Raw genomic sequence first — 18,914 nt, 5'->3', positions numbered from 1 at the left:
TATTTTGAGGTTTCTTACAATTAAGTCAACAGATCAACATGGTTTAATTGAGGAAGTAGAATGCTTAGCGCTATTAAAAATGGGTTTCAGCCTTTGGGTATTAATACTAAGCAATACGGCGATACGCGCTGGTGGTTAGGTATACTGCTGGTGGTTATTTTAGCGGGGGCATCTGTTGCATTAAGTAAGTTACCCATAATGCAAAGTGCGCAATTTAGCTCACTCACTATTGGTATTGTGCTTGGCATTATTGTGGGCAACAGTGTGTTTTCGCGCATAGCTACGCGTACCGATGTAGGTGTTGATTACGCTAAAAGTATATTACTCAAAGCAGGCATTATTTTATTTGGGTTTAGAGTTACTTTTTCGCAAGTAGCGGGTGTAGGCTGGCATGGCCTATTAACCGATATAATAATGCTGTTAGGTACATTTATTTTGGCAGTGCAGCTAGGTAAGCGTGTTTTTAAGCTTGATGAACAAACAACCATACTAATAGGTGTGGGTAGCTCTATTTGTGGCGCCGCAGCGGTAATGGCAACCGAGCTAGTTATAAAAACGCAGGCGCATAAAGTATCAGTAGCGGTGGCAACGGTGGTGGTGTTTGGCACGTTAAGTATGTTTGCCTACCCAATACTGTTTGAGTTTATGGGGTTGAGTGAACATGCGTACGGTATTTTTGTTGGTTCAACCATTCATGAGGTCGCGCAAGTGGTTGCAGCAGGTACTGCGGTAAGTGCCAGTGCAGCCGACACCGCCGTGATTGAAAAAATGCTACGCGTAATGATGCTTGCACCATTTTTAGTGGGCTTATCGTTTTGGCAAAGTAAAAAGCACTTTAAGGTTAACAATAATGGCCATTATGGTAAGCAAATTTCGGGAATTACAATTCCTTGGTTTGCCGTGTTATTTATAGTAGCAAGTGGTGTGCATTCGTTATCGATTATTCCGCAAGATACTACAAACGCTATCATATGGTTTGACAATATATTACTTACCATTGCCATGGTGGCGCTAGGGCTTCGGACGCAGATGGGGGCTATTCGCCAAGCAGGCATACAGCCCCTTTTGTTAGCGGGCTGTTTGTTTTTATTTTTAACCTTGGGTGGCTATGCCATTAATATAGGCATAGCGCAACTTTTTGGGGTTTTAAATCATTAACCTATACAGGCCAATCTACCTCGTTTAAGTGATCAAGCTGTCCAGCTGAATGTTGATTGCCTTGCCATTTGTTGGTGTAGGTACCGTTTGGATCAAACTGTGCAGTTTGCTTTTGTATATTAAAGTGGCGTCCGCCACGTGGGTCAACGCCAACTCCTGCTATGTACTGCCAATTTCCCCAGTTGGCTGCTACATCGTGATCAATTAGCTGCTGCTCAAAATAAGCTGCGCCGTATCGCCAATCAAGGCCAAGCTCGTTTACTAAGCAGCTTGCCACAATTTGCCTGGAGCGGTTTGTTATAAACCCGGTTGCATTGAGCTCTTTCATAATGGCATTAACTAAAGGGTATGGGGTTGTGCCTTGGCACCAAGCAGCAAAACGGTTTGGCATAAACGTAGTTAGCGGCTTAGTTTGCTTTTGCCCTTTAAAACTAAACAATCTGCCTTGTACGTTTAGTGCATGCCATTTAAAGTATTCACGCCACAGTAATTCAAACTTAATCCAGTAGGTTGAATCGTTAGCGGTATATGTTTGTTCGTATTGTTCAACAGCATTGTATATTTGTTTTGCGCTAATACACCCAAAAGCAAGCCATGGGCTAAATTTGGTGGTGTTGTCAAAGCCATCAAGCGCGTTACGAGTTATTTTGTAAGTGCTGGGTAATTCGCCTGAAAAGTATTGTTCACAGTGTTTGTGTGCGCTTGTTAGGCCACCATGCATTGAGGTGTTAATTGCTTTTGGCAACTCAATTGGGTTTTTAGCGCACAGCGTAATAGGTTTAGGCAGTAGTTCGGTTGTTATATGCGAGAGTGTAATTGGAACATTGATTGCTTCAACCTTCTTTTTAAACGGGGTAAAACTTTTAGGTAAATCGTTTAAATTAAAAGGCAGTTCGTTTTGTTGGTACAAGGTATCCTGCAGGGTACTGGTAAATTGAATTTCAGGGCAATGGGCTTTTAATAAATTAACTTCGCGCTGTTCGTACACACCAAACTGCTCACTGTAAACCACTTCATCAATGTGTTGCTCTTTGATACGTTGTTTTAAAACGCGCACCGGTTCACCTTCTAGAACATGCAAGGTCTGCCCTCGAGCAATTAATGCTTGCTGTAACTCATAAAGGCTTTGCATTAAAAAGGTGTACTTGTTTTCACCATACTGCTTTTGATGATAATTTGTGTTTTTAAACCAGTTGGGGTTAATTACAAACACTACGTCTAGCGCGCATTGTTGTTGTGCAAGTTTACTAAAAATAGGGTTGTCGTTGAGGCGTAAATCGTTTTGTAGCCAATATAAAATGCGTTTGCTCATACTTTTGCTCTGGTTTTTATGATGATTAAATCTACGAAGCAAAAGTAGATGAGGATTAATTAATAGTGTTTAATCGACTAAATTTAAAAATGAGTGCAAGACTCTAAGTTAGAAAAAGGCGGTAAAGTTACCGCCTCTGATTTTATTGAAGTAGGGTTAAATTATCCTTTTTGCTCTGCTATCCAATCGTTTATAACGTCTTCTAGTACTGCCATAGGCAGAGAGCCTTGGCCAATAACGGTGTCGTGAAAGCTGCGTATATCAAATTGAGCGCCGAGTTCTTTTTCGGCTTTTGCGCGCAGTTCGCGTATTTTTATTTCGCCCATTTTGTAAGAGAGCGCTTGGCCTGGCCATGAAATATAACGATCAATCTGATCTTCCACGGCGCTTTGTGGTAAAGCCGTGTGACTGGCTAAGTAGTCAATTGCTTTTTGACGGCTCCAACCAAACGCATGAATACCGGTATCAACCACCAAACGCACAGCACGCCACATTTCGTAACCTAAGCGGCCAAAGTCACTGTATGGGCTTTGATAAAAGCCAGCTTCTTTACCTAAGCGCTCTGTGTATAGCGCCCAACCTTCCCCAAAAGCAGAGTGGCTAAGTGTGCGTCTAAATTCGGGTACATCCAGCTCCATAGCAATGGCATTTTGTAAGTGATGCCCTGGTATGGCTTCATGCAGGCTGAGTGCTTCTAAATTATATAAAGGCTGCAGTTTAGGCGTTGAGGCTAAAAAGTAAGTGCCAGGAGAGCGGTTATCAGGCGGTGGCATATAAAACGCACCACGACTCGCTGAGCCTTTTATAGTAAAGGTGTTACGCGGTAAATGGCCAAAGTAAGTGGGGAGTTTGCCATACATTTTTTGCGTAATAAAAGCGGTTTTTTCAAGTAGGTCCTGCGCGTCTTTTGCGTAAAATTGCGCATCGGTTGCTAAAAATTCTAAAAAATCGCTGTATGTGCCATCAAATTCTACTTCATCAATGATGCTTTGCATTTGCGCTTTAATACGTGCGACTTCTTTAAGGCCTAGTTCGTGTATTTGTTTAGGTGTCGCGTTTGTTGTGGTGTAGTAATTAACAGTGTATTGGTAGTAATCAAGCCCGCCTTTTATGCTTGCTATACCAGGCTCTGCTCTGCAGTTAGGCATGTAATCATTTTTAAAAAAATCGTAGAAATGTTCGTATGCGGGTAATACGCTTTTGGCAATTATCGCTTTAGCCTTGGCTTGATAATCTGCCTTTTGCTGTGCGGTAAATGTATTAGGAATACGCGTAAAGGGCTCATAAAGGGCACTGTTTTCAGAGTTTTTAACTATATGCGCGCTAATGCTTTGGCCGTAATTTTCAAAGGTTTTACAATAATGGGTAAAGCCTGATTTTATACCCTGTTTCATTAAATCAATATTTTGCTGATTAAAGCGTGGGTAGTCGGCAAGGCTGATTAAAAATGCGTTGTAATCATCAGCTGTTAAAAAAGCCATATTAGCTGGCGCTTCTGCAAAGTAAGTATGCCAGCCACTTAAAAAATTAACCGGAAAATACTTATCTTGATAAAGGTAGCTTTGTTGCTCGGTTTCTCGCTCATATTTAAATAAGCGGTAGTTCATTAGTTGCTCGGTGTTGAGCGTTTTTGGGTCTATGCTGGCTAAGCTCTTTAGAACGCTGTTGTTGTAGGCTTGGCGCTTAGCAATGGCTTGCTCGCTCCAATTTGGCAATGTGCCGTTTGGTTTCCAACCGTCTGGATCGGTACGAAAAAATATTTTTTCAACTTTGGCGTTTTGCCAGTGATTATCAATAATGCTTTTTAAATCGCTGTTGCTGTCGGCAAGGCTTGGAAGCGATATGGCTGCTAAGCACATAGCTAAAATACGTTTTTTAAACATAATCATCCGTTATTGGCGAGTTAGTTGTTATTAATCGCGCTTTTTTATTTTAATTTGTGCTCAATATAGTACCAAGTTAATTTAATCAATGCGCTTACTTTTACAGCCCATATTTATTGGTTTTATATTTTGATTGAACAAATTTCACTGCGTAACTGATTGGCGTACTAGTTTATTGTTTTATCAGCGTTTAGAATGACTAAAACTTATTATAAAAAATGATTGTCATGTTTAATAAAGTAATTACCTTAATTGATGAAGCAAACGACCAAGACCCTAATACTGAGCAGCACAATGGACAAAGCTTTCCTAAAGAAAGTTTATACGCCTTGCGCATGAGCGAAATGTTAACTCGTTTTAAACCAGATGCCGATGAACTCATGCAAATTGCAGTGCGTGCACAGCATATTCAGCGTTGGAAGTCGCCACGTAGTGATTTTGAAATGAACAAACAGGGCTATCATCAGTGGCGCAGTGCACTTTATATATTTCATGCTAGCAGCGTGGTTGCGCTCATGAAGCAAGCTGGTTACGGTGAAGCTGAGCAAAACCGAGTGTACGATGCGGTCGCTAAAAAAAATATTAAACATAACCCAGACAGCCAATTAGTTGAAGATGTAGCAAGCCTTGTATTTATTGAACATTATATGCTTGGGTTTGCCTATGCAAAACCAGATTACAATGAAGAAAAATGGATTGGGATTATTCGCCGTACATGGCAAAAAATGTCAGATGAAGCCCATGAGTTTGTACTTGCAGGTAATATTACATTGCCCGGGCCGCTTGTTGGGCTTATTCATAAAGCACTTGAGTAAAAGAAAATAAATAAAAAGGAATTTTAAATGTATTGTCCTCGTAGTAATACGCCACTTGAACCTTTACTTGTTGGCGGAATTACTGTTTTTACGTCAGCGCAAGGCGGCGTATTTTTTGATAACAGCCAAATTTTTAAGTTTAGTTCGCCGGAGTTAAAGCATGGTCAGGTTTTACTTAAGTATTTGAATAATTATACCGAAGGTGAGGGCGAAGTCTCATCGCGAGTAAATTGCCCTAAATGCCCAAGTATTGTGATGATGCGCCGATATTTTTCGCCACTCAAAGTGGTTGAAATAGACGAATGCCCAGGTTGTGCAGGCATATGGCTTGATAGCGGCGAGCTGGCAAAAATACACGAAAACCATTTAACCCCCCGAGAGCGAAAGCTGTTAGCCCACGAAATGGCAACCAATCATGGGTTTATAACTATTAAGCCGCCAAAATCAAAGTATTACCCCAGAGCGCCTAAAAATGTTCAAGACACGACAGTTGAACGGCTGGTGCAATTAGCATTACTTAATTTTCAGTAATAAAAAACGGCGTACTAAAAAGTACGCCGTTTTTTTGTAATAAATTAACGCTTATGCAGTTTATTTATTACGGTTTTCTTTAGCAAATGCACGTATTTTACGTTTTTGCGAAAGCGTTACTTTATTAGTACGCCCTGCAAATGGGTTATCACCTTCTCTAAATTCAATTTTGATTGGGGTGCCCATAATTTTCAGTGCTTTACGGTAATAGTTCATCAGGTAGCGTTTGTAGCTATCTGGTAAATCGTGAACTTGGTTACCATGAATTACAATACGTGGCGGGTTATAACCACCGGCATGCGCATATTTAAGCTTAACACGACGACCACGAACAAGTGGCGGCTGGTGATCGGCCTGTGCCATATCCATAATACGGCGAAGCATTGCGGTGCTAATACGCTTAGTTGCTGACTCGTAAGCTTCATCAACCGATTCAAATAAATGACCAACACCTGTACCGTGAAGTGCAGATATAAAGTGTAAGCGTGCAAAGTCAATAAAGCCTAAACGGCGATCAAGCTCTGTTTTAATACGATCTTTAACGTAGTCGTCAAGGCCATCCCATTTATTAACGGCAATAACCAGCGAACGACCTGAGTTAAGCGCAAAACCTAATAAGCTTAAGTCTTGATCAGAAATACCATCGCGCGCATCCACAACAAGTAAAACCACGTTACAATCTTCGATTGCTTGTAGTGTTTTAATCACTGAGAACTTTTCTACTACGTCGCTTACTTTTTTACGTTTACGAACACCTGCTGTATCGATTAACACATACTCTTTTTCGTTACGTGTCATAGGGATATAAATAGAGTCGCGTGTTGTACCAGGCATATCGTAAACAATCACACGTTCTTCACCAAGTATACGGTTTGTAAGTGTAGACTTACCGACGTTAGGTCGACCAATAATAGCAAGCTTTACTGGTTTATCTGCAAATGCTTGGTGGTCAGTATCGTCGCCTTCACCTTCTTCGTAAAGCTCAATGAGCTCTTCATCATTATCGGCTACGTCTTCATCTTGTGCTGCGAGTTCGGCAATAACAGGCTGAAGTGTGTGCTCAAGTAAAAGCGTAATACCGCGACCATGAGCTGCCGCAATGTGATGAATCTCACCCAGTGATAACTGGTAAAATTCAGCACAATTTGAGTCAGCATCAATACCGTCAGTTTTATTGGCAACAACAAAACATTTTTTGTCTTGCTTGCGAAGATGATTAGCAATAGCTTGGTCGGCAACGGTCATGCCTACGCGGGCATCAACTAAAAACAGTACGATGTCGGCTTCTTCAATTGCAAGTAGCGATTGGTCAGCCATTTCGATCTCGATGCCTTCTTCAGTGCCATCAATACCGCCCGTGTCTACCACGATAAATTCATAGCCATCGTAACTAGCTTGGCCATATTTTCTATCTCGTGTTAAACCTGGAAAATCGGCTACGAGTGCATCACGAGTACGTGTTAAACGGTTAAATAATGTGGATTTGCCCACATTGGGTCGCCCAACTAGAGCGATCACGGGAAGCATAAACTACCTCTTTAAAAAACAACAAAAGGCTTCGCAGAGCGAAGCCTTATAAAAACCATATGACTATTAGTAAGTTAGTTTGGTATTGTTACCGCACTTACTTCACCGTCACGGGTGTATAATATCAGTTTGTCGTCGGCAACAACAGGTTCAACAAAGAAGCCTGAGCTATCAAAGTCTTCACGCGCTACTAACTCGCCAGTTTCCTTGTTTAGCCAGTGTAGGTTACCATCTTGGTCGCCTAAGGCTAAATAGTTACCTGTAACAGCAGGACCTGTTAAGTACCAGCCACGAAGTGCGGGCTGGCTCCAACGTTCAATACCTGAATTTTTATCTAATGCATAAACAACGCCGTTGCTGTCTACTACATAAATACTTTGTGCATCCATCGAAATTTCGCGGTAGCTGCTGTATTCACGTTTCCAAACAACATTACCTGAACGAATATCAACTGCTGCTAGGTTACCGTTGTATGCAATTGCATAGGCGTACGGGCCGCTAATGAGTGGCTGTGTGTCTACGTCAACCAGACGTTCAAACTCTGAAGCACCTTTTGCTGCTGCAATTTCTGCGCTCCAAGCTGAGTAACCACTTTCTGAAATTAAAACGCTTAATTTACCTGTTTCAAGGCCAACTAAAACACCACCGTTTGCAACAGTAGGTGCACTTTGCCCACGTAATGTAAGCGCTGGCACTTCTTGTTCAAAACTCCAACGCTCTTCACCTGTATCAGGGTGAAGTGCTAATAGTTTACCTGAACCCAAGTTTACAAATATAAGGCCGTCGCCGGCTGCTGCTTTTGAAAGTGACTCACCGGGTACGTTTTTACGCCATACTTCTTCGCCAGTTTCGCGATCAAGTGCCACTACAAAGCCGTGTTCAGAACCGATATACAGTTTACCATAAGCTTGTAATATACCGCCTGATAATTTTGCTGTACCGTTGTCGCTCCAAGGCCAAAATGAGGTGCCTTGACGTACGTCGGTTTCCCACTGTACATCGCCGTTAGTAAGCGACAATGCTTCTACTTGACCTTCGCGGTTTGCAACATAAACAGTGTCTTTGTATACAGCAGGAGTTAAGCGAGAAAAATAATGCTCTACGCCGCTACCTACAGACTCTTGCCAAACCACATCAGTTTCAAACTGATTGGCGATTTCGGGAAGGACTAGTTCGTCTTCTTCATCACTTGATGAACAACCCATTAGCGTTGCCATACATAGGGCAAGGGTTGCGGTCGTTAATTTTTTCATACCTAAAACCTTATGCCGCTGGGCTAGTTACTGCTAGGTCATCTAACTTAACTTGTAAAAGTGGATTGCCTGTTAACCCACCTGCATCTACCGCAGCCTGATAGGCGGTGCGCGCTTGCTCTTTATTACCTTGCTGAGCATAAATATCGCCTTTAAGCTCTGCAACATTTGCATTAAACGCTTCAGGTAACGGTGCATTTAGTGTGTTTAATGCATCGTCAAAATTAGTTTGTGCAATTTGAATACGTGCTAAACGTGTAATAGCAATCGCTTTTAATTCTGCATTTTCAACGTTTGATACAATCCAGCTTAACTTTTCGCTAGCGACATCTAACTTTTGCGCTTCTACGGCGTCTTTAGCTGCTACAAACGCCGCAAGTGCTGCATAGTTTGTGTCTTTATTTTCACTGATAAAAGCATCAGCTGATGATAAAACATCATCGCTTTCTACTAATTTAGTGTAAGAATCTGACGCTTGCTCAGCGGTTGTAATTTGGTTTTGGTTGTAGGCTTTCCAACCGTATAAGCCACCTAAACCTACAATTACACCGAGTGCCAGTGAAAGACCGTTTTCACGGAAAATGCGTTTAATGGCTTCTGCTTGTTCTTCTTCTGTTGAATGTATATCCATGATTACCTCTAATATCTGCTTAGCCGTTTATAAGCTCAGCTAGTAGCGCTTTAGCTTGTTCTAATTCTAATGTGACTTGTTCTTTACGATCACGTAAATACTTTATGGTCACCACGCCTTGTTCTAATTCATCTTCACCAATAATTACGGCAACAAGTGCATCGCTTTTATCGGCACGTTTTAATTGTTTTTTAAAGTTTCCGCCACCCGCGTGAACCATCACACGAAGGCCAGCCACATCACGGCGTAGTTCAGACGCAATAATCGGGGCTTGAATACTTGCCTTGTCGCCCATGGCCGCTAAATATACATCAGCATTACGGCGAATGTCACCAACACATTCAAGTGCTTGGAGTAACAACACTAAGCGCTCTAGGCCCATTGCAAAGCCAACTGCTGGGGTTGCTTTTCCACCAAGTTGCTCAACTAAGCCATCGTAGCGTCCGCCAGCACACACAGTACCTTGCGCGCCAAGGCTGTCGGTTACCCATTCAAATACTGTGCGGTTGTAATAGTCTAAACCGCGCACTAATTTTTCGTTAACCGTGTATGAGACGCCAGCTGCGTCTAAACGTTCACATAAATTTTCAAAATGTTCTTTTGATTCAGCATCTAAATGCTCTGACAGTTTAGGTGCATCAACTAATATTGCCTGTACGTCTGGATTTTTGCTATCTAGCACACGTAATGGATTTGAATACATGCGGCGTTTTGAGTCTTCATCAAGCACGTCGGTATGTTGTTCAAGGTAGGCAACAAGCGCATCGCGGTATTGTGCACGAGCTTCATTAGAACCCAATGAGTTAAGCTCTAATCGCACATGCTCGGTAATGCCAAACGCTTCCCAAAGCTGTGCTGTTAGTAAAATAACTTCTGCATCAATGTCGGCTGTGGCAATGCCAAAGGTTTCTAAACCAAATTGGTGAAATTGACGGTAACGGCCTTTTTGCGGGCGCTCATGACGAAACATAGGGCCCATGTACCAAAGACGTTGCTCTTGGTTATACAATAAGCCGTTTTCGTTACCAGCACGAACACACACTGCGGTGCCTTCTGGGCGAAGAGTTAGTAAATCACCATTGCGATCGGCAAACGTGTACATTTCTTTTTCTACTATATCGGTCACTTCACCAATAGAGCGTTTAAATAGATCGGTTGATTCTACAATAGGAAAACGAATTTCTTGATAACCGAACGAAGCTACTGTCTCGCGTAAAATGTTTTCTACTTTCTGCCAAACTTGCGTGTCGCCCGGCAGACAATCGTTCATACCGCGAACTGCCTGAATTTGTTTTGCCACTGATAAATCCTAAATACTGTTTATGTGTAATAAAAAAATGCTTACACAACAAGAATGCTAAAAATTGACCCAATATTATATACCCAAACGACCTCAAGATGCGAGCGTCGTTGGAATTAAAAGAAATTACCATTATTAAAAGTAATACTTTGATATAAAGCCCGATGAAGCGCTGAACTCTGTATTTTGTGAATGCTTGGGTAAATCTATTATAAAGGTCAACGCCAAACACGAGTGCTTGGCGGTTAATACGTTATTTATTCGACTATTTTTACATCGATAGGGGTTTGGCTTTGCTTTTTATCGATGAAATCGCGAACGTAGCCCTCTAGTTGCTCAACAATGTTGTTGTTATCTATACGTGCTTTTTGGCGTTCGCCATTAATGTATAAACCTGAGCGACGGTTTGCACCGGCAAGGCCAATATCACTAACAAGGGCTTCGCCTGGGCCGTTTACTACACAACCAATAACTGAAACAGAAACAGGCTCAATGATATCTTCAAGGCGTTCTTCTAATTGGTTCATGGTGCTCACCACATCGAACTCTTGGCGTGAGCAGCTTGGGCAGGCAATAAAGTTAATACCGCGTGAGCGTATACGCAGCGATTTTAAAATATCAAAGCCTACTTTGATCTCTTGTACCGGGTCGGCGGCGAGTGATACACGTAGCGTATCGCCTATGCCTTCGGCAAGTAGCATACCTAAACCAACGGCCGATTTAACCGAGCCAGAGCGCATGCCGCCAGCTTCGGTGATCCCTAAATGTAGAGGTTGTTCTATTTCTTTAGCAAGCAAACGATATGCGCCTACAGCTAAAAATACGTCTGACGCTTTTACCGATATTTTAAACTGATCAAAATCAAGACGGCGTAATATATCTACATGGCGCATTGCTGATTCGAGTAATGCCTCTGGTGTTGGCTCGCCATATTTTTCTTGCAAGTCACGCTCTAACGAGCCACCGTTTACACCAATACGAATTGGAATGTTATTCTCGCGAGCTGAATCAACAACGGCTCTAATACGCTCTTCGCTGCCTATATTACCTGGGTTTATGCGCAAACAATCTACGCCATATTTTGCCACTTTTAAGGCTATGCGGTAATCAAAGTGAATATCGGCAACAAGGGGAATACTGACTTGCTCTTTTATACTTTTAAACGCTTCTGCTGCGTCCATAGTCGGTACTGACACACGAACTATATCTGCTCCTGCGTCTTGAATTGCTTGTATTTGTGCAACGGTTGCATCCACATCCATGGTGTCGGTGTTGGTCATCGATTGCACTGCAATAGGTGCGCCGTCGCCAATAGGCACATTGCCTACATTAATACGGGTGGATTTTCTGCGTTTGATAGGAGATTCTGAAAACATAGCGACTACTCTGCTAATGGTAAGGTAAATTTGGCTAAACGGTTTTTAGGAAAAGCCGAGATATCCACTGGCTCACCGTTTAAAGTAATGTTAACTACATTGTGCTTACCAAGCACAACAGCAAAAGGAGGTGTGCCAGAAACAGTCATTCTGTAACCTGCTTTTTTAACGCCAAAGGCTATTTTTTCCCCTTCGCCGTCGTGTATTTCGACCCAACTTTCGTCATTGAATAGCATTTCTATTGTGCTGATGTTGGCCTTACCGGTATCTGACTCTAGGGTTTGCTCGTCAAGTGTTTGTGTTACTTCGTCATTTGTTAAGTCTGTACTTTGCTCAATAGACTCTTGACGTAACTCCTCAGCGTCGTTTGCCGATTTTTGCTGTTCAATATTTGTTGATTGAATTGCCTGGCGCTCACTCATTATAGTGTTGCCAATATTTATATTTGTGGTTTGCTCTTCTATGGGGGTAGCGTTTTGCCAAAACCATAATGCAGACGAGCCAATAACGATGGCCAATATAATGTAGGTCACTAACATTAAACGGCTATCGCTGGCTTCTTTTTCTGTACGACGAGAAAAGCTTTGCATGTTAGCTGGTTTTGCTGGCTCTGGTGGCGCTGGCAACATGGCTAATATAGGGGTGCTATCTACCTTTAATTCGCGGCAATAGTTTTTTATGTACCCTTTTACAAAGGTAATAGGTCCTAACGCTTGAAACTCATCGTTTTCAAGGTGTTTAATTTGAAATTCAGAGAGCTTTAGCGGTTTAGCAATGGCTTCAATGCTTACCTTGGCTTGCTCTCTGTGTGCTTTTAGAATTTGGCCTACGGTAGGCTGTTCGCTCTGCGTTTTTTCTTCATTCATAATAAGTATGAGTCTGGATCCACTAGTAAAAGTCTATGTCCTGGTTTTAGCTCTATATCAGGACTTAATTTATTCCATCGCATTAATTCATCAATTAATACTTGCTTCTGGGTAGCAATATCGTAAAGGGAGTCGCCAGATTTAATTTCGTAATAAATATTAGGATCGTTTAAGTAAATTTTGCTGCCATTCATTACCCGATCCGACTCTTTTAATCCATTCCATTGCAGGAGTTTTTGTAGTTTAACATTGTATCGCACCGAAATGCTAAATAGGTTTTCACCAAACTCTATAATATGAAAAGGCACACGTAATGCTGCCACTTTAGGGTTTAACATCGGTAATGCTGTTTGCTTATTTGACGCTAAGTTTGTAAATGTAACATCATTACCGCTTTGGTAATCACTCGTTTCAAAAATATCTTCGTTTTTAGTGGCTTCGTAAAAAACAACATTTGAGTCGTTATTGGCAACGGTAGTGTTTGCCGTGACTGCTGGCTGATTTGTTTGAGGTGAATTAAAGTTAGCCGTTTTAGGCGCCCCAAAAGAAATAATTTTCACCTCTTCTTTTGGTGGTGCTGATGCTACTTTAGCTGCCACTGTTGCAGGTGCTGTACTAGGCTTAGTGGCGGGCTTTTCAATAACTGACTCAGGTCTATTTGGTGCTTTGGGTTCAGTTGTTAAAGCACGTAATACCGCAGATGTATCTGTTGATGGCCCAGTAGATGTAACTTGCTTTATTTCAGCTTGTTCTGGCTGTTCAACAATTGCTGTTGCTTTAGTTGTGGCTTTTTTGGGAGCAATTTGTTGTGGTGCTGAAACTGCAGCAACGGTGTTTTCAATGCTTGTGTTTGTATCATTTCTAGCAATGACTGGATTCGCGTCTTGCGTGTTTTGCTCAGGCTCTACAGATCTAACTTGCGCTGGTTGTTTAATAACCAGGCTTTTTGTGCCATCTTGAGTAGGTGCTTTTTTTCTGACTATTTTTATTTTTGGTTTTGCACTTATATATGTGCTGTCTGCATCAGCTTTTAACTCATTTAGTTTTGCTTTACGGTATTTTTCACGCAGCATTTCAAATTCGTTAAAACGTGTTCGTTGCTCTCTGATTGCATACGCTTCGTTACTAGTAGAGTAGGTTTGTAAAAGGGTGCTTGCTACTTTTTCGGCTTCTTCTATTCGCCCCATACGATTTTTTACTAAATAGCTAAGCATTAAAGCACGCGACGATACCCGACCTGTGTCGTCATGTTTTTTAAGAATGTCGTTTGCTTTGTATAAATCACTTTTTGCATAAAACAAAGCCGCTAAACTTAAAAGAGTTGAGGTTCGCTGAGAGCTGTGATTAAGCGCTTGCTTAAAGTAAGTTTCTGCGTTTTCAAAATCGTCAAATTCAATAGCGCACAACGCTAGATTTTCGTAGCTTTCTGCAACACGGATATACGTTGGAATTTCAATGGCTTTTAAAAATTGGTCGGTGGCACGGTCGTATTCATCAATGCCACACAAAAATACACCGTAGTTGTTAAGTGTATTAGGGTCATCTGGTTTTATATCTAGTGCTTTTTGATAGGCTCTGTCGGCTAATGGGTTTTCACCTACTTGCTGGTAATAATACGCCATAGAGTAATGAACTTCAGGTAAGTTGGGAGCGAATTCAGCTGCGCGTTCTAGGTTGTATTTTGCTTGTGAATTATTACCTGTTTTTAGGTACTGTAAGGCTAAAGCTATTCGCGTGCGTGCTGCCCCGGCGTTATTGATTTTATTTTTGACAACGGGCTTATTACTGCCGTTATAACTACTTTCGGTAACACAGCCACTTAAAGCCAGTGCCGATAGTGTTATAGCAAGTATAGATCGCATTACCTTATCTCTTTATTTTTGTCCATATTGCCTATATTACCTAAAAGCCCTCATGTTGCATCAATTATTTAATAATAAACGATTTAACAGGAGGGCTTTTAGTAATTTAACTAAATTTAGGCTTGCTGGATGTTAACTGAGATTTTGTTATCGTCGCGCATTTTCTTTTTTGCCATACGTTTTGTACGGTCAACGACATCTCCGGCTAATTGTCCACAGGCTGCGTCAATGTCATCACCTCGAGTTCGGCGAACAATACAAGTAATACCAGCAGCTTGTAATACTTTAGAAAAACGGTCAATTCGGCTGTTGCTTGAACGTGTATATTCGTTACCTGGGAACGGGTTAAACGGAATAAGGTTTACCTTAGATGGCGTGCCTTTTAAGGTTTTAACAAGTTCGTGTGCTTGGTCGGTACTGTCGTTTACGCCATTAAGCATTACGTATTCAATTGTTACGTCTTTATTGGCTTTAGAGCCATCAATGTATCGACGACATGCCGCTAAAAACTCTTCAATAGGGTACTTTTTATTAATTGGTACCAAAATATCACGCAGTGCGTTATCTGGTGCATGGAGTGAAATAGCAAGCGCTACGTCAATCTTCTCTTTTAATAAATCAAGTGCAGGTACTACGCCCGATGTACTTAATGTTACGCGGCGCTTAGATAAACCAAAGCCCCAATCGTCCATCATCAATTCCATTGCTGGTACTACGTTTTTAACGTTAAGTAATGGCTCGCCCATACCCATCATTACTACGTTAGTAACAGGGCGTTTTTCGCTGTTGCCATCTAGGCCAATATCTTTGGCTACGCGCCAAACTTGGCCAATAATTTCTGATACTTTTAAGTTACGGTTAAAGCCTTGTTGTGCTGTTGAGCAAAAAGTACATTCTAGTGCACAACCTACTTGTGAAGATACACACAATGTTGCGCGCTCTTTTTCAGGGATCCACACGGCTTCAACTTCTTGTCCGCCTTCTAGTACTAAAGCGTATTTAATAGTACCGTCGCTCGCTTGTTGGCGAACTGAGATTTCAGGGGCTACAATTTCGCACTCAGCTTTAAGCTTTTCTTTAAGCTTTTTATTCACGTTGCTCATTTCGTCGAAGTTATCTACGCCAAAATGATAAATCCATTTCATCACCTGATCGCCACGAAATGGCTTTTCACCGAAAGATACAAATAGCTCACGCATTGCATCTCGGTTTAAATCTAATAAGTTAATCTTTTTTTGCGCAGTGGTCATGAAACAACCTTAATCAGTAACGGTGGTGATAAAATTTACAGAGACAAATTGTACACAATTCGTTCACTTTAATCATTAAATAAAGCATCATAAATAGCAGAGTAATACTTTAATTAATGACTAAAAAAGGGCTCGAAAGCCCTTTCCATACTTTGCATCACAGGGTTAGCTGTGAAACTCGAATTAACGAGTACGTGGGCAAAGTTCTTCGTCAGCGAAGAAGTACGCGATTTCGCGAGCAGCAGATTCAACAGCATCAGAACCGTGAACAGCGTTTTCGTCGATGCTATCAGCGTAGTCTGCACGTAAAGTACCAGCTAGCGCTTCAGCAGGGTTAGTAGCACCCATGATTTCACGGTTTTTAAGAACAGCGTTTTCGCCTTCAAGAACGGTAACCATTACTGGACCAGATGTCATGAAAGATACTAAAGCGCCAAAGAAAGGACGTTCGCTGTGTTCAGCGTAGAAACCTTCAGCTTTCTCTTGAGAAAGGTGAACCATTTTAGCTGCAACGATTTTAAGACCAGCAGTTTCGAAACGGTTGTAGATAGCGCCGATGTGGTTTTTAGCTACTGCATCAGGTTTTACGATTGAGAAAGTACGCTCTAAAGCCATCTTTATGCTCCAATAATTTATAAGTAAAAGTGTGAATATTAACGGGCGCGAATTATACGCGTTTTAAGTGAAAAATCCTAATTTTATTAAAAGCCAGTTCAATTACAGTTTTATGATCTTGATCAAAGGCTTAATTTTAGTGCTCTTTATACTGCCGCGCTTCTGCTTTTATATTTAAATTTATGACGCACACAATTGGCTCAATGCCTGTTGTTGTAGGGAGCGCACATGCCATCTGTTTCATCTAGCCCATTTATACCAGAACTATTATGCCCAGCAGGGAGCTTAAAAAATATGCGCTATGCCTTTGCTTATGGTGCTGATGCGGTCTACGCAGGGCAACCTCGTTACAGTTTGCGCGTAAGAAATAATGAGTTTGATTTAGAGACCTTACAAATAGGTATTAATGAAGCACACGCATTAAATAAAAAATTTTATGTAGTATCAAATATCGCGCCCCATAACGCCAAAGTGAAGTCGTATTTACGAGATATAGAACCTGTAATTGCTATGAAACCTGATGCGTTGATCATGTCCGACCCAGGTCTAATAATGCTAGTACGTGAAAAGTGGCCCGATATGCCAGTTCACCTTTCTGTACAAGCCAATGCGGTAAACTATGCCAGTGTATTGTTCTGGGCAAAACAGGGTATTGAACGGGTGATTTTGTCTCGTGAGCTATCGCTTGAAGAAATAAGTAAAATACGTTCTCTGTGCCCTGAAACCGAGCTAGAAGTATTTGTACATGGTGCGTTATGTATGGCTTATTCTGGACGTTGTTTGCTTTCTGGCTACATAAATAAACGCGATCCAAACCAAGGCACATGCACTAATGCGTGTCGTTGGGAGTACGATGTAAAACCCGGTACTGAGAATGAAACCGGTGAAATGGTGCATAAAATTGACCCTAAAGCAGTTATACCCACTTTAGGTGACGGCGCACCAAGCAACGAAGTATTTATGCTCGAAGAGCAAGGACGCCCCGGTGAATACATGCCCGCATTTGAAGATGAGCATGGTACTTACATCATGAACTCAAAAGACTTACGCGCCGTGCAATATGTGGAGCAGCTAACAAAAATGGGGGTGCACAGCCTTAAAATAGAAGGGCGCACTAAGTCATTTTATTATGTAGCCCGTACTGCACAGGTATACCGTAAAGCGATTGACGATGCCGTTGCAGGTAAACCATTTGATGCAGACTTATTTAAAACCCTTGAGAACCTAGCACACCGCGGTTACACCGAAGGTTTTTTAAAGCGCCATGCTCATCAAGATTATCAAAATTACGAATACGGTCACTCTGTATCAACTAAACAGCAATTTGTAGGTGAGGTATTAGGAAGAAATGCTAATGGTTTGGTTGAAATAGATGTAAAAAATAAGTTTTGTGTTGGCCATTCATTAGAGCTAATGACGCCGAAAGGCAATATTAGTTTTACCCTTGAAAGTATGGAAAATAAAAAAGGCGAAAGCATTACCGATGGCAAAGGCTCGGGCCATATTGTTTTCATTCGTTTAGATAAAACTATAAATTTGCAACATACTATTTTGATGCGCAACTTGGATGAGCACCAAGATACCAGAAATCCATTTAAGCAAGTCGCGGCTAATTAATAATTAAACCCAATAACGAATGAGGGTGTGTATTACTGGGCAATTAAAGTAATTAACTAATGCTTAGATATTTTCGAGCTAATTTAGAAGCAGCCTATTAAATTAAATTTTCATTATGTTATTTTTTGCTTGAGTCACTTATTAGTTTTAGCAAAATTATTGTAAGTACGAGTGCAGGGATTGCCCATATATAAGAATTCATTGTTTTTAACTCCAAAATTGAAAACTGAAATCAACATTAATGATTTGGCAACGTTTTGCAAGGAAACGATTACAAGCGCTCTTCATTCTAAAACTATCCGGCATAACGATAATTTTAAAAATGGTGATAAAAAATAAACAGAGTTAAGCATTCAGTTAATAAAGGTACTTGAACTTAAAACAAAACCCTACCGATTCTTGTTTTATAAATTATATTAATGAAAGAGGTTAATAGTGGCTCTACTTATAAATAGCAAATGCATTAACTGTGACATGTGCCATCCCGAATGCCCGAATGAAGCTATATACATGGGGGCTAAAATCTATCAGATAGATCCTGAAAAATGTACCGAGTGTGTTGGGCATTATGAAAAGCCAACCTGCATCAGTGTATGTCCAATAGATTGTATAAAAGCTGATCCCAACTGGCGAGAAGCTTTAGATAAGTTAGCTGATAAATATGTACGTATTATTAGTAAGTCATAGAGTCTAAAAATTTAACTCTTAAAACTAGATATATAAGTAATTATATAAGCAGTAAGTAGTAGAGAATTTAATGATGTATAAAACTGCTACCTTATAAGAATGAAATAAATAGTTATGCGACTTTGCTAAACTCATGAGATGGGCTTTTTATCAGCTATTTATATTATTTAGCCCTCTAATTGTATACCTTTCGTACTAAAAGTGTTTTTATTCAAAAAAGCGTGAATTAAG

General features: G+C 41.0%; 16 protein-coding genes. 5 read left to right on the top strand and 11 right to left on the bottom strand.

Translation table 11 applies throughout. From position 1 onward, the window contains the following. Window positions 1–60: 60 nt before the first annotated feature. The gene (locus AC27I2_RS15635; RefSeq protein WP_487204802.1) at window positions 61–1,158 is read left to right on the top strand and encodes a YeiH family protein; all 1,098 of its coding nucleotides are present in this window, start codon (window positions 61–63) and stop codon (window positions 1,156–1,158) included. Between the two features lies 1 nt (window position 1,159). Here the strand turns inward: AC27I2_RS15635 and AC27I2_RS15630 are convergent, their stop codons facing one another. Both AC27I2_RS15630 and AC27I2_RS15625 read right to left on the bottom strand, forming a co-directional pair. Further along, window positions 1,160–2,470 carry a DASH family cryptochrome gene (locus AC27I2_RS15630; protein WP_487204801.1) on the bottom strand — a complete coding sequence of 437 codons (1,311 nt, stop codon included), beginning with the start codon at window positions 2,468–2,470 and terminating at the stop codon, window positions 1,160–1,162. Between the two features lie 161 nt (window positions 2,471–2,631). Next, on the bottom strand, window positions 2,632–4,353 hold the full coding sequence (locus tag AC27I2_RS15625; RefSeq protein WP_138529398.1) for a DUF885 domain-containing protein: 1,722 nt from the start codon (window positions 4,351–4,353) through the stop codon (window positions 2,632–2,634). 227 nt (window positions 4,354–4,580) lie between these two features. On the opposite strand from AC27I2_RS15625, the gene AC27I2_RS15620 reads away from it, so the two are divergent. Both AC27I2_RS15620 and AC27I2_RS15615 read left to right on the top strand, forming a co-directional pair. After that, entirely contained in the window at window positions 4,581–5,168 is a 588-nt protein-coding gene (locus AC27I2_RS15620) for a DUF4202 domain-containing protein (RefSeq protein WP_487204800.1), read from the top strand. Window positions 5,169–5,195: 27 nt separating this feature from the next. Further along, the gene (locus AC27I2_RS15615) at window positions 5,196–5,699 is read left to right on the top strand and encodes a TFIIB-type zinc ribbon-containing protein (RefSeq protein ID WP_487204799.1); all 504 of its coding nucleotides are present in this window, start codon (window positions 5,196–5,198) and stop codon (window positions 5,697–5,699) included. A 60-nt stretch (window positions 5,700–5,759) separates the two neighbouring features. Here the strand turns inward: AC27I2_RS15615 and der are convergent, their stop codons facing one another. The 9 genes from der to ndk form a co-directional block, all read right to left on the bottom strand. Next, window positions 5,760–7,226, bottom strand: a complete 1,467-nt coding sequence (gene der / locus AC27I2_RS15610) for a ribosome biogenesis GTPase Der (RefSeq protein WP_487204798.1) — start codon at window positions 7,224–7,226, stop codon at window positions 5,760–5,762. Window positions 7,227–7,300: 74 nt separating this feature from the next. After that, a complete protein-coding gene (bamB, locus tag AC27I2_RS15605) occupies window positions 7,301–8,479 on the bottom strand; it encodes an outer membrane protein assembly factor BamB (protein WP_219422649.1) in 1,179 nt (392 codons plus the stop codon). A 10-nt stretch (window positions 8,480–8,489) separates the two neighbouring features. After that, entirely contained in the window at window positions 8,490–9,110 is a 621-nt protein-coding gene (locus tag AC27I2_RS15600) for a YfgM family protein (RefSeq protein ID WP_487204797.1), read from the bottom strand. A gap of 19 nt (window positions 9,111–9,129) precedes the next feature. After that, window positions 9,130–10,410, bottom strand: a complete 1,281-nt coding sequence (hisS, locus tag AC27I2_RS15595) for a histidine--tRNA ligase (protein WP_138529406.1) — start codon at window positions 10,408–10,410, stop codon at window positions 9,130–9,132. A 257-nt stretch (window positions 10,411–10,667) separates the two neighbouring features. Then, window positions 10,668–11,786, bottom strand: coding sequence for a flavodoxin-dependent (E)-4-hydroxy-3-methylbut-2-enyl-diphosphate synthase (ispG, locus tag AC27I2_RS15590; protein WP_487204796.1), 1,119 nt, complete (start codon window positions 11,784–11,786; stop codon window positions 10,668–10,670). Window positions 11,787–11,791: 5 nt separating this feature from the next. After that, window positions 11,792–12,652: a RodZ domain-containing protein gene (locus AC27I2_RS15585; RefSeq protein WP_487204795.1), complete on the bottom strand. Its 861-nt coding sequence runs from the start codon at window positions 12,650–12,652 to the stop codon at window positions 11,792–11,794. Beyond that, on the bottom strand, window positions 12,649–14,514 hold the full coding sequence (gene pilW, locus AC27I2_RS15580) for a type IV pilus biogenesis/stability protein PilW (protein ID WP_487204794.1): 1,866 nt from the start codon (window positions 14,512–14,514) through the stop codon (window positions 12,649–12,651). The genes AC27I2_RS15585 and pilW overlap by 4 nt, the downstream gene beginning before the upstream one ends. Before the next feature lie 116 nt (window positions 14,515–14,630). Next, entirely contained in the window at window positions 14,631–15,764 is a 1,134-nt protein-coding gene (gene rlmN, locus AC27I2_RS15575; protein ID WP_006793574.1) for a dual-specificity RNA methyltransferase RlmN, read from the bottom strand. Window positions 15,765–15,947: 183 nt separating this feature from the next. Next, window positions 15,948–16,379, bottom strand: coding sequence for a nucleoside-diphosphate kinase (ndk, locus tag AC27I2_RS15570; RefSeq protein ID WP_008111339.1), 432 nt, complete (start codon window positions 16,377–16,379; stop codon window positions 15,948–15,950). 228 nt (window positions 16,380–16,607) lie between these two features. On the opposite strand from ndk, the gene trhP reads away from it, so the two are divergent. Together trhP and AC27I2_RS15560 are read left to right on the top strand one after the other, a co-directional pair. Continuing rightward, complete coding sequence (gene trhP, locus AC27I2_RS15565) at window positions 16,608–17,996, top strand: prephenate-dependent tRNA uridine(34) hydroxylase TrhP (protein ID WP_487204793.1); 1,389 nt, start codon at window positions 16,608–16,610, stop codon at window positions 17,994–17,996. 435 nt (window positions 17,997–18,431) lie between these two features. Continuing rightward, on the top strand, window positions 18,432–18,683 hold the full coding sequence (locus AC27I2_RS15560; RefSeq protein ID WP_219422655.1) for a YfhL family 4Fe-4S dicluster ferredoxin: 252 nt from the start codon (window positions 18,432–18,434) through the stop codon (window positions 18,681–18,683). The last annotated feature ends 231 nt before the right edge of the window (window positions 18,684–18,914 follow it).

Source organism: Pseudoalteromonas sp. NH0006-46, from assembly GCF_057547735.1.
Note: the sequence above shows the minus strand (reverse complement) of the source record. Positions and strands in the feature narration are given on the sequence as shown.